This is a genomic window from Roseateles sp. P5_D6 (assembly GCF_054049415.1).
Genome location: NZ_JBFUMK010000013.1, coordinates 133759 through 158704, shown reverse-complemented (window position 1 = coordinate 158704; position 24946 = coordinate 133759). Strand labels below are relative to the sequence as shown.

24 protein-coding genes are annotated in these 24946 nt (G+C 67.1%); 6 read left to right on the top strand and 18 right to left on the bottom strand.

Annotated features, from left to right (window positions below; genetic code table 11):
* Positions 1 to 9: 9 nt before the first annotated feature.
* The 5 genes from ACXJKM_RS18685 to ACXJKM_RS18665 form a co-directional block, all read right to left on the bottom strand.
* Positions 10 to 2130, bottom strand: a complete 2121-nt coding sequence (locus ACXJKM_RS18685) for a methyl-accepting chemotaxis protein (RefSeq protein WP_457354279.1) — start codon at positions 2128 to 2130, stop codon at positions 10 to 12.
* 87 nt (positions 2131 to 2217) lie between these two features.
* Positions 2218 to 2742 (bottom strand): chemotaxis protein CheW, encoded by a 525-nt coding sequence (locus tag ACXJKM_RS18680; protein WP_056199343.1) that lies wholly within the window; start codon positions 2740 to 2742, stop codon positions 2218 to 2220.
* Between the two features lie 29 nt (positions 2743 to 2771).
* Entirely contained in the window at positions 2772 to 4895 is a 2124-nt protein-coding gene (locus ACXJKM_RS18675) for a chemotaxis protein CheA (protein WP_457354277.1), read from the bottom strand.
* A gap of 25 nt (positions 4896 to 4920) precedes the next feature.
* Positions 4921 to 5283, bottom strand: coding sequence for a response regulator (locus ACXJKM_RS18670; protein WP_056199337.1), 363 nt, complete (start codon positions 5281 to 5283; stop codon positions 4921 to 4923).
* A gap of 54 nt (positions 5284 to 5337) precedes the next feature.
* Complete coding sequence (locus ACXJKM_RS18665; protein WP_056199334.1) at positions 5338 to 5805, bottom strand: hypothetical protein; 468 nt, start codon at positions 5803 to 5805, stop codon at positions 5338 to 5340.
* 197 nt (positions 5806 to 6002) lie between these two features.
* Here ACXJKM_RS18665 and ACXJKM_RS18660 point away from each other — a divergent pair, with 197 nt between their 5' ends.
* The 6 genes from ACXJKM_RS18660 (at position 6003) to ACXJKM_RS18635 (ending at position 12510) form a co-directional block, all read left to right on the top strand.
* Positions 6003 to 7160, top strand: coding sequence for a response regulator (locus ACXJKM_RS18660; protein WP_457354275.1), 1158 nt, complete (start codon positions 6003 to 6005; stop codon positions 7158 to 7160).
* Positions 7157 to 7804, top strand: coding sequence for a response regulator (locus ACXJKM_RS18655; RefSeq protein ID WP_056199324.1), 648 nt, complete (start codon positions 7157 to 7159; stop codon positions 7802 to 7804). The genes ACXJKM_RS18660 and ACXJKM_RS18655 overlap by 4 nt, the downstream gene beginning before the upstream one ends.
* A 217-nt stretch (positions 7805 to 8021) precedes the next feature.
* A complete protein-coding gene (locus ACXJKM_RS18650) occupies positions 8022 to 9242 on the top strand; it encodes an efflux RND transporter periplasmic adaptor subunit (protein WP_457354273.1) in 1221 nt (406 codons plus the stop codon).
* A gap of 4 nt (positions 9243 to 9246) precedes the next feature.
* Positions 9247 to 9933: an ABC transporter ATP-binding protein gene (locus tag ACXJKM_RS18645; RefSeq protein WP_056199321.1), complete on the top strand. Its 687-nt coding sequence runs from the start codon at positions 9247 to 9249 to the stop codon at positions 9931 to 9933.
* A gap of 88 nt (positions 9934 to 10021) precedes the next feature.
* A complete protein-coding gene (locus ACXJKM_RS18640) occupies positions 10022 to 11191 on the top strand; it encodes an ABC transporter permease (RefSeq protein ID WP_056199318.1) in 1170 nt (389 codons plus the stop codon).
* Positions 11192 to 11193: 2 nt separating this feature from the next.
* Positions 11194 to 12510, top strand: coding sequence for an ABC transporter permease (locus tag ACXJKM_RS18635; protein ID WP_056199315.1), 1317 nt, complete (start codon positions 11194 to 11196; stop codon positions 12508 to 12510).
* Here ACXJKM_RS18635 and fliR read toward each other — a convergent pair.
* The 13 genes from fliR to fliF all read right to left on the bottom strand — a co-directional run bounded on the left by fliR (position 12507) and on the right by fliF (position 24761).
* Positions 12507 to 13271, bottom strand: coding sequence for a flagellar biosynthetic protein FliR (gene fliR, locus ACXJKM_RS18630; RefSeq protein ID WP_457354271.1), 765 nt, complete (start codon positions 13269 to 13271; stop codon positions 12507 to 12509). The two genes, ACXJKM_RS18635 and fliR, sit on opposite strands and share 4 nt — an antisense overlap.
* Before the next feature lie 676 nt (positions 13272 to 13947).
* On the bottom strand, positions 13948 to 14217 hold the full coding sequence (gene fliQ / locus ACXJKM_RS18625; RefSeq protein WP_056199307.1) for a flagellar biosynthesis protein FliQ: 270 nt from the start codon (positions 14215 to 14217) through the stop codon (positions 13948 to 13950).
* Positions 14217 to 14963 (bottom strand): flagellar type III secretion system pore protein FliP, encoded by a 747-nt coding sequence (gene fliP, locus ACXJKM_RS18620; RefSeq protein ID WP_056199304.1) that lies wholly within the window; start codon positions 14961 to 14963, stop codon positions 14217 to 14219. The genes fliQ and fliP overlap by 1 nt, the downstream gene beginning before the upstream one ends.
* A complete protein-coding gene (locus tag ACXJKM_RS18615; RefSeq protein WP_457354269.1) occupies positions 14953 to 15276 on the bottom strand; it encodes a FliO/MopB family protein in 324 nt (107 codons plus the stop codon). Before ACXJKM_RS18615 ends, fliP begins: the two co-directional genes overlap by 11 nt.
* Before the next feature lie 94 nt (positions 15277 to 15370).
* A complete protein-coding gene (gene fliN, locus ACXJKM_RS18610) occupies positions 15371 to 15817 on the bottom strand; it encodes a flagellar motor switch protein FliN (protein WP_056199299.1) in 447 nt (148 codons plus the stop codon).
* Positions 15807 to 16811, bottom strand: coding sequence for a flagellar motor switch protein FliM (gene fliM / locus ACXJKM_RS18605; RefSeq protein ID WP_057295840.1), 1005 nt, complete (start codon positions 16809 to 16811; stop codon positions 15807 to 15809). Before fliM ends, fliN begins: the two co-directional genes overlap by 11 nt.
* Positions 16812 to 16824: 13 nt before the next feature.
* Entirely contained in the window at positions 16825 to 17424 is a 600-nt protein-coding gene (locus ACXJKM_RS18600; RefSeq protein ID WP_056199292.1) for a flagellar basal body-associated FliL family protein, read from the bottom strand.
* Positions 17425 to 17558: 134 nt separating this feature from the next.
* Positions 17559 to 18884, bottom strand: a complete 1326-nt coding sequence (locus ACXJKM_RS18595) for a flagellar hook-length control protein FliK (protein WP_457354266.1) — start codon at positions 18882 to 18884, stop codon at positions 17559 to 17561.
* A 13-nt stretch (positions 18885 to 18897) separates the two neighbouring features.
* Positions 18898 to 19353 (bottom strand): flagellar export protein FliJ, encoded by a 456-nt coding sequence (gene fliJ, locus ACXJKM_RS18590; RefSeq protein ID WP_056199287.1) that lies wholly within the window; start codon positions 19351 to 19353, stop codon positions 18898 to 18900.
* Positions 19354 to 19432: 79 nt separating this feature from the next.
* On the bottom strand, positions 19433 to 20860 hold the full coding sequence (fliI, locus tag ACXJKM_RS18585; protein WP_457354264.1) for a flagellar protein export ATPase FliI: 1428 nt from the start codon (positions 20858 to 20860) through the stop codon (positions 19433 to 19435).
* Positions 20857 to 21633, bottom strand: a complete 777-nt coding sequence (locus tag ACXJKM_RS18580) for a FliH/SctL family protein (RefSeq protein ID WP_056199282.1) — start codon at positions 21631 to 21633, stop codon at positions 20857 to 20859. Before ACXJKM_RS18580 ends, fliI begins: the two co-directional genes overlap by 4 nt.
* Positions 21634 to 21883: 250 nt before the next feature.
* Positions 21884 to 22879 carry a flagellar motor switch protein FliG gene (fliG, locus tag ACXJKM_RS18575; protein WP_056199280.1) on the bottom strand — a complete coding sequence of 332 codons (996 nt, stop codon included), beginning with the start codon at positions 22877 to 22879 and terminating at the stop codon, positions 21884 to 21886.
* Between the two features lie 229 nt (positions 22880 to 23108).
* Positions 23109 to 24761, bottom strand: coding sequence for a flagellar basal-body MS-ring/collar protein FliF (fliF, locus tag ACXJKM_RS18570; RefSeq protein WP_457354262.1), 1653 nt, complete (start codon positions 24759 to 24761; stop codon positions 23109 to 23111).
* Positions 24762 to 24946: the final 185 nt, after the last annotated feature.

The following is a 24946-nucleotide window of genomic DNA, read 5'->3' as shown; positions in this document are numbered from 1 at the left end:
GCCCAGGGCTCAGAAGGTTTCCCAGTCGCCTTCGGCGGCCGCCGGTGCCGGTGCCGGTGCCGGGGCAGGGCGGGGCGCGACGACGGAGGCGGGCTTCGCGGCAGCGGGCTTGGGTGCTGCCGCCTTGAAAGGCGCCTTGGGTGCTGCGGCCTTTGGAGCGGGTGCGTGCGCCTTCGTCGGTGCCGGGGCGCTGGCCCTGCGCTGCGGCTCGCTGCCGGCCACGCGGAACACGGCGACGGCCTCGACAAGGCGCTGGGCTTGCTCCTTCAGGCTCTCGGCCGCGGCGGCGGACTCTTCSACCAGGGCGGCGTTCTGCTGCGTCATCTGGTCGAGCTGCACGACCGAGGTGTTGACCGAATTGATGCCCTCGCTCTGCTCGGTGGCGGCCGAGCTGATCTCGCCAATGATGTCCTGCACGCGCTGCACGCTGGAGACGATCTCGCCCATCGTCGTGCCGGCCGTCTGCACCAGACGGGCGCCGTTCTCGACGCGCTCGACGCTGTTGCCGATCAGGGCCTTGATCTGCTTGGCCGCCTCCGCGCTGCGGCCGGCCAGGGAACGCACCTCGCCGGCCACGACCGCGAAGCCGCGGCCCTGCTCGCCGGCRCGCGCCGCTTCSACGGCGGCGTTCAGCGCCAGGATGTTGGTCTGGAASGCGATGCCGTCGATSGYGCCGATGATGTCGGAGATCTTCTTGCTGGCGACATTGATCTCGTCCATGGTCGTGACGACCTGGCCGACGACCTCGCCACCGCGTGTCGCGGCCGCCACGGCGGACTGCACGAGCTGGTTGGCCGTGCGGGCCGAGTCAGCGGTCTGCCGCACGGTGCCGGTCAGTTCGCTCATGGACGAAGCAGCGTTCTGCAGGTTGCTGGCTGTCTGCTCGGTGCGCTGGCTCAAATCCAGGTTGCCGGTCGCGATCTCGGTGCTGGCCGTGCCGATGCTGTCGACCGAGTTGCGCACCGTGCCGATGGTGGTGGCCAGGCGCTGGCGCATGCCCTCGGTGTCCTGGATCAGTGAGCCGATCTCGTCGTTGCGACTGCTGCTGACCGACTGGGTCAGGTCGCCCTCGGCAATCGCGCCGACGGCCTTCTGCAGCGAGGCCAGCGGCTGTGCGACCCAACGGCGCATCATCCACATCAACCCGAAGCCCAGGCCCACGGCAGTCAGTGCGAGGGCGCCCCAGAAGAACCACAGCGTCGTGCGGCCGGCGGCCTGAGCCTCGCCGCGTGAGACCTGGGCGACGACCCAGTAGCCGGTCTTCTCGCTCTTGCGCGCCACGGCGAAGTTGTCGGTCTTGCCGTTGCCCAGCACATCGGGCACGTCGTCCAGCACGACGGCGCTGGCGGTCTGTTCGGCCAGCGTCTTCTCGAAGCCGGGTGCGACGCTGGACAGCAGCTTGCCCTTGGCCGACGGGTGGGCGGCGAGCAGGGCCTTGGTCGGGTCCTTGGGCACGGCCACGATATAGGTGCCGCCGTGCTCGAAGAACTTGGCACTGCCGGCCATGCGGTCCATGGCGAGCTCGAAGGCGTCGAGGTCGAAGCCGACGAAGAGGATGCCGATGACCTTGCCGGCGTCGCTTTTGATCGGTTCGTAATGCGTCATGTAGGCGCGGCCGAACAGCAGCGCGCGGCCGGTGTAGGGCTTGCCGGCGGAAACCGTGGCATGGGCAGGGTGCTGCTTGCCCAGCATCGTGCCCATGGCGCGTTCGCCCTTCTCGTTCTTCAGCGAGGTCGTGATGCGTTCGAAGTCGTCGCCCTTGGCCGCGAAAACGGTGGCCACACCGCCGTTGACGGCCGCGAACTTGTCGACCTGGGTGAAGTTGCCATTGAGCTTGGGGCCCCAGTCGCGCAGGTCGCCGGTGGCTTCGTCCAGTGTGAAGCTGGGGCCGAAATCCTGGCGGAAGGAGCCAAAGCTGCGCTGGATCTGCTTGGCGGCGACGTCGTCCATCGCCTGCATCGCGTCGATCAGCGACTCGGCCTTGTCGCCCACCCAGGTCTGCACCTGGTCATTGGCGGACCGCTTCAGCAGTGTGCCGACGATAAGGCTGACACCCAGCAGCACCACTGCAACGGCGACTGCGCCGGTCAGAGACACCTGGCGGGCAATGGAGTTGTTGGGCTGACTCATGCGAATCTCCAGGGGCCAAAGCAAGCAAGGCTCCGCACACCCCGCCTCGTTGCGGGGGGCACGTGAACAGGAATCAGGGCAGGGCGGTCAAGCGGCGATGGCCGCTTCCATCAGGCCCATCTCGGCACTGCTCATCAGGCCTTCGATGTCCATCAGGATCAACATGCGGTCGCCGACGGACCCGATGCCGGTGATGAAGCTGGTATCCACCGACGCCGAGCTCAACTCGGGGGCCGGCTTGATCGCGTCGCGGCTCAGCTCCAGCACGTCGGAGACCGAGTCCACGACGGCGCCGACGACGCGGTTCTTCACGTTCAGCACGATGACGACCGTGAAGCTGTTGTACTCGGCGCTCGGGCAGTTCAGCTTCAGGCGCAGGTCGACGATGGGCACGATGACGCCGCGCAGGTTGACGACACCTTTGATGAAGTCCGGCGCATTGGCGATGCGCGTGGGCTGCTCGTAGGAACGGATCTCCTGCACCTTCAGGATGTCAATGCCGTATTCCTCGGAGCCCAGGCGGAAGGTCAGGTACTCGCCGCTCTTGGGGCCATGGGCCTTGGCGCTGAGGGCACCGGGTTGGCGCAGGGCAGGGACGTTGCTGGCTTCCATGCAGACCTCCTAGTTATGTGTGTGATGGTTCAATGGCGCGAACGACGCACAAGGCTGCCGACGTCCAGGATCAAGGCCACGCGGCCGTCGCCCATGATGGTGGCGCCGGACACGTCATTGACCTTGCGGTAGTTGGCTTCGAGGTTCTTGACGACGACCTGCTGCTGGCCGAGCAGTTCGTCCACCAGCAGCGCGACGCGGCCGCCTTCGGCCTCGACGACGACCATGATGGAGCTGACATGCTCGAAGTCGAAGCGCGGCACGTCGAACACCTTCTCAAGCTCGATGACCGGCATGTACTCGTCACGCACCTCGACGACGCGGCCGGAGCCGGCGACGGTCTTGATGGTGTCGGACTGCACCTGGAAGGATTCGACGACGGAGGACAGCGGCAGGATGTAGCACTCGTCGCCAACGCCCACGCTCATGCCGTCCATGATGGCGAGTGTGAGCGGCAGGCGCACAGACACCTTCATGCCGTAGCCTTCCGCCGAGTCGATCTCGACCGTGCCGCCCAGCGACGTGATGTTCTTCTTGACCACGTCCATGCCGACGCCGCGGCCGGACACGTCGGTGACCACGTCGGCCGTGGAAAAGCCGGGCGCGAAGATCAGGCTCCAGCACTCGGCGTCGGTCATCGTGTCCGGCGCGTCGATGCCCTTCTCACGCGCCTTCTTGATGAGCTTGTCGCGGTTCAGGCCGCGGCCGTCGTCGCGAACCTCGATGACGATGCTGCCGCCCTGGTGGGAAGCGACCAGCGTGATCGTGCCTTGCTCGGGCTTGCCGCGGGCGGTGCGGTCTTCCGGCATCTCGATGCCGTGGTCGCAGCTGTTGCGCACCAGGTGGGTCAGCGGGTCGGTGATCTTCTCGACCAGGCTCTTGTCCAGTTCGGTGGCTTCACCCTGGGTGACCAGTTCGACCTTCTTGCCCAACTTGGCCGCCAGGTCGCGCAGCATGCGCGGGAAGCGGTTGAAGACCGTCGACATCGGAATCATCCGGATCGACATGACCGATTCCTGCAGATCGCGCGTGTTGCGCTCCAGGTCGGCCAGGCCCGAGGTCAGCTGCTGGTACATCGCCGGGTCGAGTTCGCGGCTGTTCTGGGCCAGCATGGCCTGGGTGATGACGAGTTCGCCGACGAGGTTGATGAGCTGGTCGACCTTCTCGATCGACACGCGCAGCGTCGTCTGGTCCATGGCCGCGGGCTTGGCCTCGGCCTTGGCGACTGGCGTGGCGGGGCGGGTCGGCACGATGGCGGCCGTGGGCGCGGCCTCCGCGGCGGGCGCTGCCGCAGCGACACTTTCGGGCACGCCGGGGGCGTCATCGAAGAAGCCGTAGCCGGGGTCGGCGGACGGTGCCTCGGCCGGTGGTGCGCCGGGCGCACCGTCGTAGAAGCCGAAGCCGGGGCCGAGCGGGATCAGCTTGACCTGCTCGCGGGCGACGTGGAAGGTGAAGAGGTCCAGCAGGTCGTTGTCGGTCGAGCTGGTCAGCACCTTGAAGCGGCGCATGCCGTCGGAACTCTGACCGGCGTCCAGCGGCTCGATGTTGCCGAGGTCGGTGATTTCCTTGAACAGCTCGACCAGGTTGTCGGCCAGGCTGAGGTCGGTCAGCGGGCCGACCTGCAGTTCCAGCAGGCGCGCGCCGGACTTGAGCGGTACGGCGGGCGCCGCGGCAGCAGGCGCGGGTGCAGCCTTGGGTGCCGGAGCGGCTGCTGCAGGTGCGGGCGCGCCGCCGCCTTCGACGAAGCTCTTGATGCTGACCAGCAGGTCGGTCGTGTCGAATACGTCGCCGCCCGAGCCCTGATGGCGGGCGAGCTGGGTGCGCAGCGCGTCGCCGGACTGCAGCAGCACGTCCACCATGGCGGCATTGGGCTGCAGCTCGTGGCGGCGCAGCTTGTCCAGCAGCGTCTCCATCTGGTGGGTCAGCTCGGCGACATCGCTGAAGCCGAAGGTTGCCGCGCCACCCTTGATGGAGTGGGCGCAGCGGAAGATGGCGTTCAACTCCTCGTCGTCGGCCGCCTCGACGTTCACATTGAGCAGCAGCCGCTCCATGTTGTCGAGGTTCTCGCCGGCTTCCTCGAAGAAGACCTGGTAGAACTGGCTGAGGTCGATGCCAGCACTGATGCTGGCGCCTTCTGTGGTCATGTCGCCCATGGCTGTTGCTCCGGTGGACCGAACTTCAGCGAATGACCTTGCCGATCACTTCGATCAGCTTGGCCGGGTCAAAGGGCTTGACCAGCCAGCCGGTGGCGCCGGCAGCCCGGCCCGCCTGCTTCATCGCATCGCTGGACTCGGTGGTCAGGATCAGGATGGGCGTGGTCTTGAACTTGGGGTTCTCGCGCAGCTTCTTGGTCAGGCTGATGCCGTCCATGCGCGGCATGTTCTGGTCGGTCAGCACGAGGTCGAAGTCACGCTGGCCCGATTTCTCCCAGGCGTCCTGCCCATCCACAGCTTCCACCACGTTGAAGCCGGCGTTCTTGAGCGTGAAGGCCACCATCTGGCGCATCGAGGCCGAATCGTCGACAGCGAGGATTGAGTGCATTTGAGTTTTCTCCGAGAGAACGTTGCCTGGGGGCTGAATTTAGCTTGGGGGGATTCAGAAAAGTTCGATGGAGCCGGCGTCCATCTCATCCTGCGTGACCGGGTTGGGCCGCAGCGGTGCGATCTCGACGACGGCCGCGCCGTCCTCGTCATCCGCACCGAAGGCGTCGCGGGCCAATTGGTCGGCGCAGTTGCGCAGGCGCTGGCTGGTGTGGGCGATGAGCTGGGTTGCCATGTCCTGGAACTGCAGCGCTGTGATGGCGCCAGCAATGTCCTGCATGATCTGCTTCAGGCCTTCGGAGGCCGGCGTGCCGTCGCTGCTGCTGAGCAGGGACATGACCTCGCCGGACGCGCTGTAGAAATGCGTGGACAGGGCTTCACCGGCATCGTCGAGAAGGCGCTGCAGGCGCTCAAGGTCGTTCGTCACCGTCATCAGGTGATCCTGCAGTTCCGCGGCCGCCAGCAGCGGCATGGCGGCCACGGCTCCATCGAATTCGGCGGCGGTGGAAGGTTCTGTCTGCATCGTGTCTCCGCGAGGGGATGCTGCTTCTTGTCCCAGCCCTGTGGATACCCTCAGGGCGAATGCATCATGGCATGTTCACTCCTTTTTCGGCCCCTGTCGACCTGGAGATGTCACGAGAACGAGCCGTATTACCGCTCTGACCCGCGTCAAGTGTGGCGCCGGGCCACCTGCCGCGAGCGGCGGCATACTGCGCCCCCATGACGATTTCTGCTATGGAGCAGGCGCCCCGGGTCCTGCGTGTGCTGCATGTCGAGGACTCCGAACTCGACCATCAACTCATCCTTGCCCAGCTCGGCCGTGCGGGGCTCAAGGTCGAGATGCAGAGGCTGGACGCCTTGCCCGCCGTGCTGGCCGCGCTGGAGCGCCCCTGGGACGCCATCATCTCGGACTACAACCTGCCTGGCTACTCGGGCCTGGATGTGCTGGAGGCGGTGAAGGCGCGCCAGCTGCTGACGCCTTTCATCCTCGTTTCCGGCGAGATCGGCGAGGACACCGCCGTGGGCGCGATGCGCAATGGCGCCTCCGACTACCTGCTGAAGAACAACCTGAACCGGCTGGCACCGGCCCTGCTGCATGCCATCGACGCCGCCGAGAACGAAAAGGCCCGTGTGGCCGCCGATCACGAACTGGTCAAGTCCAAGCAGCGCCTGCACCAGCTGGCCGGCCACCTGCAGACCAGCGTCGAACTGGAGCGGGCCGCCATCGCGCGGGAGATCCATGACGACGTCGGCGGGTCGTTGACCGCCGTCAAGTTCGACCTCGCCTGGATCGACCGCCATGCCCAGGAGCCTGAGGTGCGCCAGCGCGTTGCCGCGGCATTGGAGACTGTGAATGCCGCCATCGAGGCCAGCCAGCGCATCATGCACAACCTGCGTCCGGCTATCCTGGAGCAGGGCCTGGTTGCCGCCCTGCAGTGGATGACGGCCCGTTTCGAACGCCGCACCGGCATCGAGGCTGGCCTGCGCATCGGCGAAGAGCGGCTGGCGCTGCCCTCCGGCGTGCCGCTGGTGGCTTACCGCACGGCGCAGGAGGCGCTGACCAATGTATCCAAGCATGCGCTGGCGACCCGGGTCGACATCGAACTCAGCCAGGACTCCGGCGTGCTGACGCTGGAGATCCGCGACAACGGACGCGGCATGGGGCGGGGCGACCTCGCCAAGGAGCGGTCCTTCGGCATCCGTGGCCTGCACGAGCGCGCCGCGACGGTGGGCGGCTGGGTCGACCTGTCCAGCCCGCCGGGCGGCGGCACCAGCCTGATCCTGACCGTGCCGCTGGCCCAGGACGCCATTGACGCACTGGACGACTCGACCGACTTCGGCAAGGATGATGGCCAATCCATCTGGGGACGCGCGTGATCAAGGTCATCCTCTGCGACGACCACGGCCTGATCCGCCGCGGCATCCGTGACACGTTGGCGGATGCCCAGGACATCGAGGTCATTGGCGAGGCCGGCGACTACACCGAGCTGCGCGGCCTGCTGCACACCCTGGGCAAGGACAACCCCTGCGACGTGCTGGTGCTGGACATCAACATGCCCGGCCGCTCCGGCCTGGACGTGCTGCATGTGCTCAAGGACGAGGGCAACCCGGTACGCACGCTGATCGTGTCCATGTATCCCGAGGACCAGTACGCCATCCGCGCGCTCAAGGCCGGCGCCTATGGCTATGTCAACAAGGGCGGCGACCCCGCCACGCTGGTGCAGGCCGTGCGCACCGTGGCCCAGGGCCGAAAATATGTAACGCCCGAGATCGCGCAGATGCTGGTCGAAAGCCTGACCGCGCCCGTCACCGAGCAGGCCCACCACAAGCTCTCCGACCGCGAGCTGCAGACCCTGGTCATGATCGCCTCGGGCAAGCGGCTGTCCGACATCGCCGAGGAGCTGATGCTCAGCCCCAAGACCGTCAGCGTCTACCGCGCCCGCATGCTGGAGAAACTGGGCCTGAGCAACAACTCCGAGTTGACGGTCTATGCCATCCGCAACGGACTCGTCGCCAGCTGAATGACGCCGGCGCGCCAGGCCTGACTGCCGCCGTTCATCGCCTCTGGCTGTCGATTCGCCACCGCCAGCCGCCGTCCATCGATTGATGACATGCTGTGGCAGCAGCCACTGCACAATCCGCCCCGGTTCCAAATGGGTGGTCGAAAGACCGGTGCTGCTGCGGGCCTGAGGGTCCGCCCAAGCCAACTGTTCAAGGGGGCGTGTCATCGATACCGGATTGCTGAAAGAGTTGCGCATCGACGGTGCGCATCGCGAGGACCATGGCGACGGCGGGCCGCCCAAGTGGGTCTGGTCCCTGGTGGTGGCCGTCGTGCTGCTGGCCGCGGGCGGCGCCTGGGCCTGGTGGTGGCTGTCGGGGAACAAGCCGATCCCGGTGCAGACGGTCACGGTCCGCGCCAACGGTCAGGGCGCCAGCGCCGATGCGGTCCTGCAGGCGACGGGTTATGTGACGGCGCGCCGCATGGCGACCGTCTCGGCCCAGATGACCGGCACGCTGACTGAGGTGCTCATCGACGAGGGCTTCAAGGTCAAGAAGGGGCAGGTCCTGGCCCGGCTCGATGACACCGGCTTGAAGGCCGGCCTCGCCGCGGCCGAGGCGCAGATCCGCACGGCCGAAGCCAATCTCGGCCAGGTGCGCGCCCAGCTCGCCCAGGCCCAGGCCGACGAGCGCCGCCAGGCCGAGCTGAACGCCAGCGGCATGACGACGCGCCAGTCGCGCGAGCAGGCGGCCACGGCGGTGAAGACCGTGTCCGCGCAGATGGAAGCGTCTCAGCGCCAGATCGAGGCCGCCCAGGCCCAGGCGCGGCAGGCGCGCGTCAACTTCGACTACGCCACCGTGCGGGCGCCGTTTGACGGCGTCGTCACGGCCCGCGCGGCGCAGGTGGGCGAGATCATCTCGCCGCTGTCCGCCGGCGGGGGTTTTACCCGTACCGGCGTGGGCACCATCGTCGACATGGACTCGCTGGAAGTGAACGTCGACGTCAACGAGGCCTACATCGCCCAGGTCAAGCCCGACATGCCCTGCGAAGCCGTTCTCGACGCCTACCCGGACTGGAAGATCCCGGCCCATGTCGTTGCCGTCATCCCGAGCGCCGATCGTGGCAAGGCCACGGTCAAGGTGCGTGTGGCACTGGAAAAGAAGGACGAACGTCTGGTGCCCGACATGGGCGTGCGCGTGAGTTTCCTGGCGGCCAAGCCCAAGACCGAAGCCAAACCGGTACCCGGCGTGCTGCTGCCGCCGGAGGCCCTGGTGCAGCGCGACGGCGGCGACGCCGTGTTCGTCGCCCATGACGATCGCGCGGAGCAGCGCGCCGTGAAGCTCGGCGCCGACGCGGGCAAGTTCAAGCTGGTCACCAGCGGATTGAAGGCGGGCGAAACGGTCGTGCTGTCGCCGCCCACCGAACTGAAGCAGGGTTCCAACATCGTGAAGAAGGACTGAAGAGATGAGCGCACTGATCGAGATCCGTGACCTGTCCAAGGTCTACACCCGTGGCAAGCAGAAGGTGGAAGTGCTCCACCACATCGAGCTGGATGTGCAGCAGGGCGACTTCCTTGCTTTGATGGGCCCCTCGGGCTCCGGCAAGACCACGCTGCTCAACCTCATTGGCGGCCTGGACGCTCCCAGCGGCGGCGCCATCAGCGTTGGCGGTGAACGTATCGACAAGCTGTCCGGCGCGGCGCTGGCCAAGTGGCGCGCATCGCGCGTCGGCTTCGTGTTCCAGTTCTACAACCTGATGCCCACGCTGTCGGCGCAGAAGAACGTCGAGCTGCCACTGCTGCTGACCAAGCTGTCAGCGGGCGAGCGCAAGAAGCGCGCGGCGATTGCGCTGCAGCTCGTCGGCCTGGCCGACCGCGCCTCGCACAAGCCGACCGAACTGTCGGGCGGCCAGCAGCAGCGCGTGTCCATCGCGCGGGCCATCGTGTCGGACCCGACGCTGCTGGTCTGCGACGAACCCACCGGCGACCTGGACCGGCAATCCGCCGAGGATGTGCTGACGCTGCTGCAGGCCCTCAACCGCGATCATGGCAAGACCATCGTCATGGTCACCCACGACCCGCGCGCCGCCGCCCGAGCGAGCCACACGCTGCATCTGGACAAGGGCACGCTGGTAACCGAAGCCACCGCTTGAAGGAGCAGATGATGCCCCCACGCTCACTTTGTTCGCTGCCCCCCGAGGGGGCGTCCAGCCTCTTTGAGACGGCTCTGCGGAGGCTGGCATGAAATACCTTCATCTCATCTGGGCGGCGCTGTTCCGGCGCAAGGGGCGCACCTTCCTGACCCTGGTGTCCATCATCACGGCCTTCCTGCTGTTCGGCCTGCTGGACGCGGTGCGCGTCGGCTTCGACCAGGCCGGCAAGAGTGCCAACGGCGCCCAACGGTTGCAGACGGGCTCCAAGCTCAGCTTCATCCAGTTGCTGCCGATGTCGCTGGGCGCACGCATCTCGCAGATCGACGGCGTCAAGGATGTGGCCTTCGCCAACTGGTTCGGCGGCGCCTACCAGAAGCCCGAGAACGCGGTCTTCAGTTTTGCCGTCGCACCCAACTACCTGGACATCTACCCCGAGATGGAAGTCTCGGCCGAGCACCGCAAGGCGTTTGCCGAGACCAAGAATGGTGCCCTCGTCGGCGAAGGCCTGGCGCGCAAATTTGGCTGGAAGGTCGGCGACCAAGTGCCCATGCAGTCCACCATCTTCCCGGACCGCAACGGCAGCCAGAACTGGCCCTTCCAGATCGTCGGCATCATCCATGTGGCGGACAGGAAGGCGGCCGGCTGGTGGGACCAGATGTTCCTGCTGAACTGGAAATACTTCGACGACACCACGCCCTGGAACCAGGGCCAGGTGGGCTGGTATGTGACACGCGTCAAGGATGTGAACCAGGCTGACCGCGTGCTCAAGGCCATCGACGAGATCTCGGCCAACTCCGACCACGAGACGCGCACCCAGACCGAGGCAGCCGCCATGTCCAGCTGGATGAAGCAGGTGGCCGACATCAACCTCATCGTCACCTCCATCATGGGTGCGGTGTTCTTCACGCTGCTGCTGCTGGCCGGCAACACCATGATGCAGGCCGTGCGTGAACGCACCGGCGAGATCGCGGTGCTGAAGACCCTGGGCTTCTCGGGTGAGAGCGTGCTTTCGATGGTGCTGGCTGAGTCGGTGCTGCTGCTGCTGATCGGCGGCACGGCCGGCCTGGGGCTGGCCAGCGTCATCGGCCCCATCGTCAGTCAGGGTAGCGGCGGCGCACTCAACCTGCCGGCGGCAGGGGTGGACAGCTGGATGATCGGCGTGGGCCTGGCCCTGCTGTTCGGCTTGGCCGTCGGCGCGTTGCCGGCGTTGCGCGCCATGCGTATCAACATCACCGATGCACTGGCCGGGAGGGCATGAGCATGAAATTCCTGAAGAACTTCGGCCTCATCCTCCTCACCGTCCTGATGCTGGCCGCGTGGATCCTCATGCCTTGGTATGGCGCCCTCGCGCTGGCCGCGCTGCTGGCGCTGTGGATGCTGCTCTTTCGCAGCGGCGCGCAGGCGCTCTCGGTCACTTCGGTGGGTATCAGCACACTGACGCAGCGGCTGGGCTCCTCGGCCGTCATCGTCGTCGGCATTGCCGGCGTGGTGGGTGTGCTCGTGTCGCTGCTGGCCATGGCCGAGGGCTATGCGCAGACCCTGCGCAACTCGGGCAGCCTGGACACCGCCATCGTCATGCGCGGCGCATCCGCCAACGAGGTGTCGTCGTCGCTGACGCGGGAGGACGTCGTGCAGATCGGGCAGGCGCCTGGGGTGTCCCGCAACGCCAAGGGCGAGCCCATCCTCTCGGCCGAAACCGTGGTGGCGGCCAACCTGCCGGTCAAGGGCGGCAAGGCCGGCGACCAGGGCAGCGCCCAGGTGCGCGGCATCAGCGAGGCCGCCTTTACCGTGCGGCCCAATGTCAAGATCGTCGAGGGCAAGGTTTTCCAGCCGGGCCTGCGGGAACTGGTCGTCGGTAAGGGCGCAGTGCGGCAGTTCGACGGGCTCACGGTGGGCGCCACGTTGAAGCTCGGCAACCAGCCCTGGACCGTCGTCGGCATCTTCGCCTCAGGCGACGCGATGGAGTCCGAACTGTGGGGCGACGCCACGATGGTCAACGACGCCTACCGCCGTGGCAACGGTGCCAACTCGGCCACGGTGAAACTGGACAGCCCGGCGGCGATCAAGGCCTTCAGCGAATCGCTGGAGAACAACCCGCAGCTCAAGGTCAAGGCCACCACGACGGTGGAGTTCTTCGCCAAGCAGAGCGAGCAGATGACCAAGATCCTGCGCATCATCGGCATCGTGGTTGGCTCCATCATGGCCGTGGGCGCGGTGTTCGGCGCGCTGAACACCATGTTCGCCGCCGTGGCCGCACGGGCCCGCGAGATCGCCACGCTGCGGGCCATCGGCTTTCGCGGCTTGCCGGTCGTTGTCGCCGTGATGCTGGAGACAACGTTGCTGGCCTTGATCGGCGGCCTCATCGGCGGCGGCATCGCCTGGCTGATCTTCAACGGCTACGAGGCCTCCACGATGGCGGCCGGCTCGGTCGGCAAGCTCAGCTTCAACCTGGCCGTGTCGCCGGGACTGCTGTGGGAGGGCATCAAGTGGGCCTTGGCCATCGGCTTCGTGGGTGGCCTGTTCCCTGCGGTGCGGGCGGCTTCGCTGCCGGTGACGACGGCGTTGCGCGAGGCCTAACTGAATGCTGACAGCAGACGCTCCAGCGCCACCATGAACGGCGTCTGCATCAGCGGCAGGGTGGCCACCATGCCGATCAGGCCGATGCTGACGGTCAGCGGGAAGCCGACCGAGAAGACACCGATCTGAGGCGCGACGCGCGAGATGACGCCGAGCACGAGGTTGACGAACATCAGCATCGTGATCAGCGGCAGCGCGATCCACAGCCCGATGCTGAAGATCTCGGCCCCCCATTGCTGAGGTGTCGCCACGCGCAGGAAGGCGAAGGGTTCGCCGCCGACCGGGAAGGCGTGGAAGCTCTGGATCAGCGCGTTGATCAGCAGCAGATGGCCGTTGATGGCGATGAACAGGAAGGCCACCATGCTGCCGAAGAAGCGCGCGCTGGCCGTGCCCTGGGCGCCGGTGCTGGGGTCGAAGAAGCCGGCGAAGTTCAGGCCCATCTGCAGGCCGATGATTTCGCCGGCGAACTCCAGCGCCGCGAAGACGATGCGCACCGCGAAGCCCATGGACAGGCCGATCAGCAGCTGCTGGGCGACCAGCAGCGTTAAAGCGGGCAGCGAGTCCAGTGGCGTGACCGGCATCTCGGGCAGCGAGGGTTGGCTGGCGACCGAGATGAACAGGGCCAGGCCGACACGCAGGCGCAGCGGCACATTGCGCTGGCTGAAGGTGGGCATGCCGGCGAACAGGGCCAGCGTGCGGATGAAGGGCCACAAAAGTGGATTCAACCAGGCGAGGAGTTGGGCTTCGGTGACGGAGAACATTGGCTTGTTGTCGCTCCGTTCAATGGCTGTCGCCTGAGAGCGGGCTGCGTTCGTGGTAGTTGCCTAGCGCCACGTTGCCGGGAGTCCGTCCCGGCGGCCGGGTAACTTTCTTCTGCGGCGCCAGAAGAAAGTCACCAAAGAAGAGGCGCTGAACCGCACACGATCGCGACGACGCCATGAGCGTCGCGCGAAAACACTCACCTGCATTACGGGCAGACGCGACCCGCTGCGCTCTCGCTGCTGTCCTTGTGGAGAGCGCCATCCATTGCCCCTTCACGCCGCTTAACGCCGGCTGCACGCCGGGCTTATCAGGGAATACCGCGTCGCTGGGGCGACGCCGCCGAGCGCAACTAGCCGTCGCGTCGCCCGAGCGACGTTGTATTTGGTTTTCTGGTGAGCCCGGCGTGCAGCCGCGCGTTAAGCGGGCAGGCGGGGCGATGGATGGTGCTGGTGACAGGGACAGCAGCGAGAGCGCAGCGGTTCGCGTCTGACCACTCACCGTGCGGCTGTTGCACGGCGCAGCTCGTGCATGTGGTGCTGGTGTGCGGTTCAGGGCCTCTTCTTTGGTGACTTTCTTCTGGCCCCGCAGAAGAAAGTTACCCGGCCGCCGGGACGGACTCCCGGCAACGTGGCGCCAACCCGAAGCATTGACCAGCCGCCCACTCACGGCGCCAACCTACCCAACCACGTTCGGGATCGTCATCAACGTCCGCTGGATGTACTCCACCAGCGTCGTCATCATCCACGGCCCCGCAACGGCCAGCGTCAGCACCGTGGCGATGACCTTGGGTACGAAGGACAGCGTCGCTTCGTTGATCTGCGTGGCCGCCTGGATCACGCTGACGACGACGCCGACGAGCAGCACGACGATGAGCACTGGTGCGGCGACCAGCATCATCATGTAGAGGCCTTGCTGGCCGAAGGTGAAGACTTGTTGAGCGTCCATCAGGTCACAAAGCTCGCTGCAAGAGAACCAAGAAGCAAATTCCAGCCGTCCGCCAAGACGAACAGCATCAGCTTGAAGGGCAGGGCGACGAGCACGGGCGACAGCATCATCATGCCCAGGCTCATCAGTACGCTCGCCACGATCATGTCGATGACGAGGAAGGGGATGAAGATCAGGAAGGCGATCTGGAAGGCGCTCTTCAGCTCGCTGGTCACGAAGGCCGGCACCAGCACCTTGAAGGGCACGTCCTCGGCCTTGACGCTGGCATCCAGCTTGGCCAGGCGCGAGAACAGGGCCACGTCGGCCTGGCGCGTCTGCTTGAGCATGAAGCCGCGCATCGGCACCTCGGCGCGCTTCAAGGCCTCGTCGAACTGGATGGTGCCGGCGCTGTAGGGCTGCCAGGCCTCGGCGTAGACCTTGTCCAGCGTCGGGCTCATGACGAAGAAAGTCAGGAAGAGCGACAGGCCGACGATGACCTGGTTGGGCGGCGCGGCCTGCGTGCCCAGCGCCTGGCGCATCAGGCTCAGCACGATGGCGATGCGCGTGAAGGCCGTCATCATCAGGATGACTGCGGGCAGGAAGCCCAGGGCGGTGAAGAACAGCAGCGTCTGGATCGGCACCGAGTAGCTGCCGCCCGCACCCTGCCCAATCAGCAGCGGCACGGTGGCCGGCGGCGTCTGGGCTTGGGCAAAGGCGGCACCGGCTGCGAGCAGCAACGTGGCGCCAAGCAGGGGCTTAAGACGCATCTTGGCGCTCCTTGCTCAGCAGCTTGGCAAAGCTCGCCGGCGGGACGGGCTCGGCCTGGGGCGGCATCACATGCAGCGTCGTGATGTTCTGGGCGGTGGCGCCCAGAACCAGCCAGCGGCGGTCATCGCCCTGGCCGACCTCGACGACGAGGATGCGCTGGTTCGGCGCCGTGGGCAGTTGCGCCACGACACGCAGCACGCCGGTGGCCGCTGAGCCACCCAGCGGCGTGCGCTTGAGCAGCCACAGCGCGACCGGGATCAGCGCGACGATGCCGAGGAACCAGAGAAAGGGGAGCAGGCCGGAAGCATTCATGCCTCGGCATTCTGCGGACGGACTTGAGCTGCCGAACCCCCTAAATGGCCCGGCAAACCCTTGGTTGTCCGAAGACCATGCCTCGGGCGTGGTCTCAAGCGGCCTTGGACAGGCGGCGCATGCGCTCGGAAGGCGTGACGATGTCTGTCAGCCGGATGCCGAACTTGTCGTTCACGACCACCACCTCGCCCTGGGCGATCAAGTAGCCGTTGACCAGCACGTCCATCGGCTCGCCGGCCAGCGCGTCCAGCTCCACGACCGAGCCCTGAGCCAGTTGCAGGATGTTCTTGATCGGGATGCGGGTGCGGCCCAGTTCAACGGTCAGCTGGACGGGGATGTCCAGGATCATGTTGATGTCATTGCCCGGACCCGCGCCGCTGGTCGGCGTGAAGTTGGCGAAGCTGGGCGTGGACACCTGCTCCGGCACCTCGGTAACGACCTCGGTCGCGGTGGAGGGGGCGGGCGCGGCCTCGGCCAGCGCCGCGGCCCACTCGGCCGCCATCGCGTCTTGTTCTTCTTGGCTGGGTGAATCAGGGCTCATGTTTGGCTCCCAACCAGCTCTCTTGAGGGCCGGTCAGCATCTTGTCGATCTTGAGGGCATAACGCCCGTTGGACGTGCCGTAGTGGCAGTCGAAGACGGGCACGCCGTCCACCTTGGTCTGGATCATGGGGTCCAGGTCCAGTTCGATGAAATCGCCCGGCTTGAAGGCCAGCAATTGCTCGACGGTGGCCGGCGCCGTGCCCAGCTCCGCCACCAGTTCAACTTCGGCCGATTGGATCTGGGTCTTGAGCAGATTGATCCAGCGCCGGTCCGGCTCGGAGGAGTCGCCGACCGTCGTCGAATACAGCACGTCGCGGATGGGTTCCAGCGTCGAGTAGGGGATGCAGAAATAAATGGTGCCGCTGGTCTCGCCGATTTCCAGCGTGAACGAGGTCGACACGACGATCTCGCTGGGCGTGGCGATGGTGGCGAACTGGGGCTGCATCTCCGAGCGCTGGTATTCCAGCTCGAGCGGATAGATGCCCTTCCAGGCCTTGTGGTACTCGGCGAGGATGACCTCGACGATGCGGGTGATGACGCGCTGCTCGGTGGGCGAGAAGTCGCGGCCCTCGATGCGGGCGTGGAACTTGCCGATGCCGCCGAACAGGGAATCGATGACGGCGAACACCAGCGTCGGGTCGCAGACGATCAGCCCGCTGCCGCGCAGCGGCTTCACCGACACGATGTTGAAGTTGGTCGGGACGACGATCTCGCGCAGGAAGGCGCTGTACTTCTGCACCTTGATGCCGCCGATGGCGACTTCCGGGCTCTTGCGGATGAAGTTGAACAGGCCGACACGGATGTTGCGCGCGAACCGTTCGTTGATGATTTCCATCGTGGGCATGCGCCCACGAACGATGCGTTCCTGGCTGGCGAGGTTGTACTCGCGTATGCCGCCGACCTGCTCCTCTTCCTGCTCGAGCTTTTGGCTCTCGCCGGTGATGCCCTGGAGCAGTGCATCGACTTCGTCTTGGGAAAGGATCTGCTGATTCATTGCTGACCCAGGCTTACTGGACGATGAAGTTGGAGAACAGGACTTGCGTCACCGGGCTTTCGACGTGGGCCTTTTTCTTCTTTTTCTTCTTGGGCGCGTCGGCGGCTTCGTGCTCGTCGTCCTCATCGAGCTCGATCCCCATGGGGCGCACCGACTCGCGCATGATGTCCTTGGCGAGCTTGTCCTTGCCCTCGCGGGTCAAGAGCTCGGCGGCGGTCTTGTGCGCCAGCACCATCAGCACATTGCTGCGGATGGCAGGCATGTAGGCCTTGATCTGGTCGGCGAACTTCGGGTCTTCGACCTGCAGCGTGATGCCGATCTGGGCGAAGCGGTCCACGTCCTTGTCCGCCAGGTTGACCGTGAAGGGGTCCAGCGGCACGAAGGTGGGCGGGTGGTCGCTCTTGGCGTGGGCCTTGGGCTTGGCCGGGCTCTCGGTGGTGGCTTCGGCGCCGTCTTCACCGTCCTCGGCAACGGGCTTCTTCTTGAGCAGCATGACGGCCGCGCCGCCGCCCACCAGCACCAGCACCAGCACGGCGGCGAGGATGATGATGAGCTTCTTGCTGCCGCCCCCCTTGGGCGCGGCAGTTTCCGCAGCAGCCGGCGCAGTCGCCATGAGCACTCCTTGAGACGTCCATCGCCCAGGCCAGCCACTGCAGGCCGTGGGCACATGCGCTGGATTATTGACCCCGGGCCCGCCGGGCAAGCGCCGATTAGCTGGAGCGAGGTGTGCCTATTTCCGCTTCAGCTTCAGGCAAATGTGTCGAGCAGGCCGACGGCGCGCCGGGCGGGTGCTGCCGCGGTGCCGGCGGCGATGCGCCCGCCGCCGGTCGTTGTGCGCGAACTGCGGTCGTCACCGCTGTTGCCGGCGTCGGCATCGCTGCCCCTGGGATCCTTCTGATCCTGCTGGGTTTGCTGGAAGACGCCCCCTCCCGACAAGGTCAGTCCCTGGCTCTGCAGCGCGGCTGCCAGGTCGGGCAGGCTCTGCTCCAGCGCCTGGCGGGTTTCGGCCTGGGCGGCATGGAAGGAGACCTGCGCCTGGGAGCCGTCGATGACGATCTGCACCGCCACCGGGCCCATGTCGGCCGGGTTGAGCTGCAACTCGGCCTGCTGCACACCGTCCACCGCCAGCAGGCTGACGCGCGCGCCAAGCTCGGGCGCGAAGGCATTGCTGTGAACGGCGGCCTGCACCTGGCCACTGGCGCTGACCGGTGCGGTGTCGGCCGCGGCTGCCAGGGCCGGCATGGCCTGGGCGAGCACCGCGGCGAAGCTGGTGGGGAGGGCATCAGGCGAGGTGGCCGCGTGAGCCGTGCTGGCATCGCCGGAGGAGGCGGCTTGCAGGGCGTCACTGTGGATGGCCGCGCGTGCCGCCACCTTGTCGGCGGCAATGGCTTGTTCCACGCCCTTGGCGCGAGGCGCGACGTCCTGTGAGGTGGCGTCCGCCGGGCGGCGCTCGAAAGCTCCAGCCGAAGCGGCATCAGCGCCGGTACCGGCGCGGGCGGTTGATGTGCTGTCGTCGTCGGCCAGCCGGTTGATGCGCCCGCGGGCGACATGCTTGCCGCCAGGCGTGTCGTCTGCCGTGGCCTCGGCGCCCGGCTGAGCGGCCACGATGGCCTGGGCGGGCAAGGCCGGCGGCGTCAGGCCGATGAGCTGGGTGAACTCGGCCAGGCCGGAGGTTTCAAGGTCTTGCGCGCCGTCGCCGTCGGTCGTGGCGACGGTGCTGTCATCGCCTGCCTCGCCGCTGACGGCTCCCTGCTCGGGTTTGGCCGAAGCTGCAGCGTCGGGCGTGCGGCCCTGCGCCGGCTTGGCGGGTGCAGGCGCGGCAGGGCGGCGGGTTGTGGCTGTGGCTGTGGCGGCAGCTGGCGCGGGCTCGTGGGTCGGGGACTCAGGCTCGCGCGGCACCGGATCGGCGTGGGCCGGTGGCGTCGGCAACCCAGGCTGGTCGTTCAGGAATTGCGCAAAGCTCGGCCCGCCGGCCGCACCGCTGCCGGGCAGGGCGGGGTGGGCGGGCTGAGAAGCTTGAACGGAGGGCAAGGCGGCCGGCTTGGGAGCGATGGTCTGCGAGGAGGCGAGCATGGTGGCGGCCTCCTCAGGCGTGCGCCATGCGCCGCAGGTGGGCGCGGGCGGCAAATTCGTCGGTGGCGCGCTGTTCGCTGCGCTGCACCGCTTTGGCGGCTTCGGCCTGGCGGCGGGCGATCAGCTGGCGCAAGGCGGCGACGCGCATCTCGGCCTGGCCGAGGGCCTCGCGGGCGCGCACCTGGCGCTGGTCGGCGTGGCTGGCGACGTGGCCCTGCGTGTCCACGGCCTGGTCGATGCGGCGGCCAAAGCTCTGGTAGCAGCCGACGATGTCCATGGTCGTGGCCTGGGCGAAGGATTGCGTCCAACGCTGCTGGTAGTCCTGACGGTAGCCGGACAGCTCGCCATGCTGGGCACGGGCGGCCTGGGCCTGGGTGCTGGCGGCATGCAAGGCCTGAGCGGCGGCGTCGCGCTCGTTCTCGGCGCGTTCCAACAGCAGGCTCAGTGTGTCTTTGGCGGGTGCACTCATCTCAAACTCCAGCACAGCGCCCGGCGACCCCGACAGGGGGCCCGGCGCTCAGTCGATATCGGCGGCCCGACCCGAAAGGTTAGGCGCCTTGGACCACGGCCTGCAATTGGCTGACGCTGGCGTGAAGAAGTGCCGGGCTGTGCATGTCCTGCTGCAGCAGCCGCGTCATGTCGGCATGCAGGCGTACGGCCAGGTCCAGCTCGGGGTCGCTGCCCGGGGCATAGGCGCCAAGCTGGATCAGGTCGCGGGCCTTGTTGTATTTCGCCAGAAGCTGGCGGAATCGACGCGCGGAATCGACCTGGTTTTGGGGTGCAACACTGGTCATCACCCGGGAAATGGAGCGCTCGATGTCGATGGCCGGGTAGTGGCCGGCCTCGGCGAGGTCGCGCGACAGCACGATGTGGCCGTCCAGGATGCCCCGCGCCGCGTCGGCGATGGGGTCCTGCGGGTCGTCGCCCTCGGTCAGCACCGTGTAGAAGGCGGTGATGGAACCCTCGCCCGGCAGGCCGTTGCCGCTGCGCTCCACCAGCTGCGGCAGCTTGGCGAAGCAGCTCGGCGGGTAGCCCTTGGTGGCCGGCGGCTCGCCGATGGCCAGGGCAATCTCGCGCTGGGCCATCGCATAGCGGGTCAGCGAATCCATCAGCAGCAGCACATGGCGGCCCTGATCGCGGAAATGTTCCGCAATCGCCGTGGCGTAGTGCGCGCCCTGCATGCGCATCAGCGGCGGCGAATCGGCGGGTGCGGCGACGACGACGCTGCGCTGGCGGCCTTCAATGCCGAGGATGTCCTCGATGAATTCCTTGACTTCGCGGCCGCGCTCGCCGATCAGGCCGACGACGATGACATCGGCCTGGGTGTAGCGGGCCATCATGCCCAGCAGCACCGACTTGCCGACGCCCGTGCCGGCGAACAGCCCGAGGCGCTGGCCGCGGCCGACGGTCAGCAGTGCGTTGATSGCGCGMACGCCGGTGTCSAGCGGGMTGCGCACCGGGTCGCGGTCCATCGCGTTGATGGGGCGCCGCACCATGGGTTCGTTGTGGATGTCGGCCAGCTCGCCGCCGCGGTCCAGCGGGTGGCCATGCGGGTCGACGACGCGGCCGAGCAGGCCGTCGCCCATCGGCAGGTGCAGGCCGCGATCCTCGCCACGGCGCCAGGGGTGCAAGGGCTGGCCGAGTTGGGGAGCGAGCGGCGGCAGGTGGCGCGGCACGACGGTGGCGCCGCTGGACAGGCCCTGGACCTCGTCGGTGGGCATCAGATAGGCGCGGTCCCCCGAGAAGCCGACGACCTCGGCATTCACTGGCGCCGAGCCGCGGCGCGGGCTGTTGCCGCTGCTGGGCATCTGGATGCGGCAGACCGAGCCCATCGGCACCTTGATGCCGGTGGCTTCCAGCACCAGGCCGGCCACGCGAACCAGCTTGCCGTGGGATTCCAGCGGCGCGGTGTTGGCCGCCAGCGTCTCAAGGTCGGCGAGATAGCGCTGCCAGCGATCGGTGCGCGCCGAAGTCATTCGTCCTCCGTGCGCCGGTCTTCCCAGATCGATTGCTGGCCGATGGCCGAGACGGCCTGTTGCCAGCGCGTGGCAATCGTCGCGTCGACGCTGGCAATGTCGGCATCCACCTTGACGCCGCCGCGCGGCACCTCGGGATCGGGGATGAGCTGCGCCTCGCGGGCCTGCAACTCGTTGCCGGCGCCTTCCTGCACCAGGGGGTGGTCATCGGGGTGGACACGCACGCGCACGTGGCGCGCCGACAACTGCAGGGCCTCGACGGCGTCGTGGGCCACACGGGCGATCAGCTCGGGGCGTTGCTCAAGCTCGCTGCGCACGACCTGGCGGGCCAGCTCGACGGCGATACGGGCGATGGACTGGGCCATCTCGTCTTCCAGCGAGCGCATCTCGGTATCAAAGCCCGTCACTAGCGTGCCGAGCTGCTTGCTCATCTGCTGGGCAAAGCTCTGCTTGAAGGCGTCCAGCGCGGCCATGCCATCGCGGTAGCCGTCCTGATAGCCGCTCTGGCGCGCGGCGTGTAGCAGTTCCTGCGCGCTGGGTTCGGGCGGGGGCGGCGGCTCTACCGGTGCGGCGGCGGTGGGTGTGGCCGGCGGGTTGCCGGGGCGCATCGGCGCGAAGGGCGAGGGTGCGGCGTTGCCCAGGTTGTCGAGGTTCCAGGCCTTGGCGCCCTGGAGTTCCTCGCCAGGAATGAAGCGGGCATAGCTGCCACGCCGATCAGTCTCACGGCGATCAGGCGGCGGGACTTGCCGCGGGGGTTGGCGACCGGTGGCCATGTCAGTTGCTCCAATGTGCGTCGTTGCGCACCAGGGATTCTGCGGGCCGAGCGCCGGGCCGCTCCCTAGCCGGCCCGCGCTGGCGATGTGCTTGCCGGTCGAACTGGCAAGCATCGCCGTCCCCTCGGGGGCTGAGGCCGGACACATTGCGCCCAGTGGGCGCGATGTGCCTGCCGAAGAGCTGCGGCACATGCCGCAGCGCGGTCTGCAAGACCGGCCAAGGTAAGCCTTGGACGAGGGGCTTCATGTTCTAGACGAATTGGTCGTCGCCGCCGCCGACCAGCACGATCTGGCCCTCGTCGACGAGGCGGCGCACGATCTTGAGCATTTCCTTCTGCTCGGCCTCGACCTCGGACAGCCGCACCGGCCCGCGGGTCTCGAGGTCCTCGCGCAGCGTCTCGGCGGCGCGGGTGGACATGTTGCGGAAGATCTTTTCTCGCAGCTCAGCGCCGGCGCCCTTGAGTGCGACGATGAGTGCCTCGCTCTGCACTTCCTTGAGCACGGCCTGGATGCCCTTGTCCTCGATCTTGTTCAGATCGTCGAAGGTGAACATGTTGTCCATGATCTTCTGCGCCAGGTCGGAGTCGGCCTCGCGGATGTAGTCCAGCACCGAGGCCTCGACGCTGGAGCCCATCATGTTGATGATCTCAGCGGCCGTCTTGGCGCCGCCCAGCGAGCTCTTCTTCATGCGCTCGCCGCCGGCCAGGATTTGGCTCATCACTTCGTTGAGGTCCTTCAGCGCCGTTGGCTGGATGCCGTCCAGCGTGGCGATGCGGATCAGCACCTCATTGCGGCCGCGTTCGGTGAACATCTTCAGCACCGAGCTGGTCTGGTCGAAATCCAGGTGGGCCAGGATGGCCGCGATGATCTGCGGGTGTTCGTTGCGCAGCAGCTCGGCGACGCTGGCGGCGTCCATCCACTTCAGGCTCTCGATGGAGGAGACGTCGCTGCCCTGCAGGATGCGGTCCAGCAGCAGGTTGGCCTTGTCCTCGCCGAGGGCCTTGCGCAGCACGGCGCGCACGTATTCGTCGGTGTCGGTGACCAGAGTGCTCTGGGTCTCGGCGACGGCATCGAACTTGTCGAGCACGGTCTCGACCTGGGCCCGCTTGATGACCTTGAGCTTGGCGATCTGCTCCCCCAGCGCCTGCACCTCTTTGGGCGACAGATGCTTGAAGACCTCGCTGGCTTCTTCTTCGCCCAGCGACATCAACAGGATTGCAGCGTTCTCTATGCCCTTGTCATCCATGATCAAACCTCATTGCGAGGCGTAGTGCCTTCCGGGCCGAGCGCCGGGCTGCCAAGGGCCAGAGGCCCTTGGCCTGTCGTAGGCACAAGCAGTCCGCAGGGACTGCTTGTGTCCGACTCCAGTTCGCCAAGCCGGCCCGCCATGGCGGTGTGCTTGCGGCTCAACGCCGCAAGCATCGCCGTCCCCTCGGGGGACCGGCCAAGGTACGCCTTGGACGAGGGGTTCATTTTCACGCGGCGGTCTCGCCCGCCATCCAGTCGCGCATGATGTTGGCGACCGCTACCGGATTGTCGCGGGCCAGGGCGCGGGCACGCTCGAGTTTTTCGTTATGAATCGGCGCTTCAAGGCGCGGCATGCCGGCGCCCCCAGGCAGCAGCTCTTCGTCATCGACGACTTCATCCACCGTCTCGGCCTTGTCCTCGGGCGGCTGCGGCGCCGCGGCCTTGATGGYGGGGCGGATCATGCCGAAGACGGCGATCAGCGCGATGGCGACGAAGGCCAGCGGCACGATGGCGCTGCGGGCAACGTCCAGCAGCCAGGGTTGCTTCCAGATCGGCACATCGGCCGGTTCGGTCTTGTCGACGACGAAGGGCGCACTGATGACCTTGACCGAGTCGCCGCGCTCGGTGTTGAAGCCCATGGCTTCCTTGACGAGGTCGGTCAGGCGCGTGATCTCTTCAGCCGGCACGGGCTGCTGTGTCGTCTTGCCCTTGGCATCGGTCACCGAGCGGTGGTTGACGACGATGGCCGCGTTCAGGCGCTTGACGTTGCCGACCGCGCCGCGCGTGACGCGTACGGTCTTGTCGACCTCGTAGTTGGTGACCTGTTCGCGACGGCTGTTGCCGCCAGCTCCCGCTCCTTGAGCGGCCTGCAGCGGGGCGCTGGCGCCGTTGACCGGGGCGGTGGCCGGCACAGGCGGCTGGTTGGTGGCAGCACCGGGTACGCCGGTGGGCGTGGCGTTGCTGGCGTTGTTGCTCTCGTTGCTCTGGCTGGAGCGCACCGCAGCCTGAGCGTTCGGGCCCTGGTTGGGGCGGTACTCCTCGGCGGTGGCCTCGGTCTGTGAGAAGTCCACGTCGGCAGTGACGGAGGAGCGCAGGTTGTCGCGCCCGACAACGGGCTCCAGCAATTCGAAGATGCGCTTGTTGAAGCCGGCTTCGACCTGCTGCTTGTAAAGGAGCTGCTGGCTGTCGAGTCCGGTGGCGGTGTCCGCGCCGGTCTGGGAGATCAGGGCGCCGGTCTGGTCCAGTACGCTGACGGCCTTGGGATTGAGCTCGGGCACGGCACTGGAGACGAGGTGCACGATGCCGGCGATCTGGTTGCGATCCAGCGTGCGGCCGCCGCGCAGGGTCAGCACGACGGAGGCGCTGGGCTTTTGCTGCTCGCGGAAGAAGCCGTTCTGCTGCGGGATGGCCAGGTGCACGCGGGCATCGGCCACGTCCGACATGGCGGTGATGGTGCGTGTCAGCTCGCCTTCCAGACCGCGTTGGAAGTTCAGGCGTTCGTTGAACTGGGTCTGGCCGATGCTGGACTTGTCCATCAGCTCGAAGCCGACGGCGTTGCCGGTGCCGCCCTTGGGCAGGCCCATCGCCGCCAGCTTCATGCGCAGCTCGTAAACCTGGCCGGCGGGCACGAGGATGGTGCCGCCTGCCTCATGCTTGTAGGGCACCTGCAGGGCAGCCAGTTGGCCGATGACGGCACCACCGTCCTTGTCGGCCAGGCCGCTGAACAGCGGGCGGTAGTCGCCCTGGCTGGACCAGAGCGTGATGGCCAGCACGGCGCCGGCCAGGGCGGCCAGGCCGGCGCCCATGGTCAGCTTGCTGCGCAGCGGCAGGCCGTTCAAGCGCTGCACGAAGTTGGGCTGGGCGGTGATCGGGGTGATCATCACCGGGGCGGCAGCAGCAGAGGCGCTCAGGGCGTTGTCCATCGGATGGGCGAGTACAGCGGGGGCCGGGGAATCCGGCGATGGCGCAAATTATTCGTGCCAGGCCCCTAAAGAAAGCGCCGAAGTGGCCGACTGAGCCCGCGCATCTCCGCCCTTAGTGCGCGTGACTTGCTGCCAAAGTCCTG

What these genes read in the sequence shown, in the direction of transcription:
- ACXJKM_RS18680 (WP_056199343.1), bottom strand. Translation starts at nt 2,742, where the DNA reads ATGGAAGCCAGCAACGTCCCTGCCCTGCGCCAACCCGGTGCCCTCAGC.
- ACXJKM_RS18675 (WP_457354277.1), bottom strand. Translation starts at nt 4,895, where the DNA reads ATGGGCGACATGACCACAGAAGGCGCCAGCATCAGTGCTGGCATCGAC.
- ACXJKM_RS18670 (WP_056199337.1), bottom strand. Translation starts at nt 5,283, where the DNA reads ATGCACTCAATCCTCGCTGTCGACGATTCGGCCTCGATGCGCCAGATG.
- ACXJKM_RS18665 (WP_056199334.1), bottom strand. Translation starts at nt 5,805, where the DNA reads ATGCAGACAGAACCTTCCACCGCCGCCGAATTCGATGGAGCCGTGGCC.
- ACXJKM_RS18660 (WP_457354275.1), top strand. Translation starts at nt 6,003, where the DNA reads ATGACGATTTCTGCTATGGAGCAGGCGCCCCGGGTCCTGCGTGTGCTG.
- ACXJKM_RS18645 (WP_056199321.1), top strand. Translation starts at nt 9,247, where the DNA reads ATGAGCGCACTGATCGAGATCCGTGACCTGTCCAAGGTCTACACCCGT.
- ACXJKM_RS18640 (WP_056199318.1), top strand. Translation starts at nt 10,022, where the DNA reads ATGAAATACCTTCATCTCATCTGGGCGGCGCTGTTCCGGCGCAAGGGG.
- ACXJKM_RS18635 (WP_056199315.1), top strand. Translation starts at nt 11,194, where the DNA reads ATGAAATTCCTGAAGAACTTCGGCCTCATCCTCCTCACCGTCCTGATG.
- fliR (WP_457354271.1), bottom strand. Translation starts at nt 13,271, where the DNA reads ATGTTCTCCGTCACCGAAGCCCAACTCCTCGCCTGGTTGAATCCACTT.
- fliQ (WP_056199307.1), bottom strand. Translation starts at nt 14,217, where the DNA reads ATGGACGCTCAACAAGTCTTCACCTTCGGCCAGCAAGGCCTCTACATG.
- fliP (WP_056199304.1), bottom strand. Translation starts at nt 14,963, where the DNA reads ATGCGTCTTAAGCCCCTGCTTGGCGCCACGTTGCTGCTCGCAGCCGGT.
- ACXJKM_RS18615 (WP_457354269.1), bottom strand. Translation starts at nt 15,276, where the DNA reads ATGAATGCTTCCGGCCTGCTCCCCTTTCTCTGGTTCCTCGGCATCGTC.
- fliN (WP_056199299.1), bottom strand. Translation starts at nt 15,817, where the DNA reads ATGAGCCCTGATTCACCCAGCCAAGAAGAACAAGACGCGATGGCGGCC.
- fliM (WP_057295840.1), bottom strand. Translation starts at nt 16,811, where the DNA reads ATGAATCAGCAGATCCTTTCCCAAGACGAAGTCGATGCACTGCTCCAG.
- ACXJKM_RS18600 (WP_056199292.1), bottom strand. Translation starts at nt 17,424, where the DNA reads ATGGCGACTGCGCCGGCTGCTGCGGAAACTGCCGCGCCCAAGGGGGGC.
- ACXJKM_RS18595 (WP_457354266.1), bottom strand. Translation starts at nt 18,884, where the DNA reads ATGCTCGCCTCCTCGCAGACCATCGCTCCCAAGCCGGCCGCCTTGCCC.
- fliJ (WP_056199287.1), bottom strand. Translation starts at nt 19,353, where the DNA reads ATGAGTGCACCCGCCAAAGACACACTGAGCCTGCTGTTGGAACGCGCC.
- ACXJKM_RS18580 (WP_056199282.1), bottom strand. Translation starts at nt 21,633, where the DNA reads ATGGCCACCGGTCGCCAACCCCCGCGGCAAGTCCCGCCGCCTGATCGC.
- fliG (WP_056199280.1), bottom strand. Translation starts at nt 22,879, where the DNA reads ATGGATGACAAGGGCATAGAGAACGCTGCAATCCTGTTGATGTCGCTG.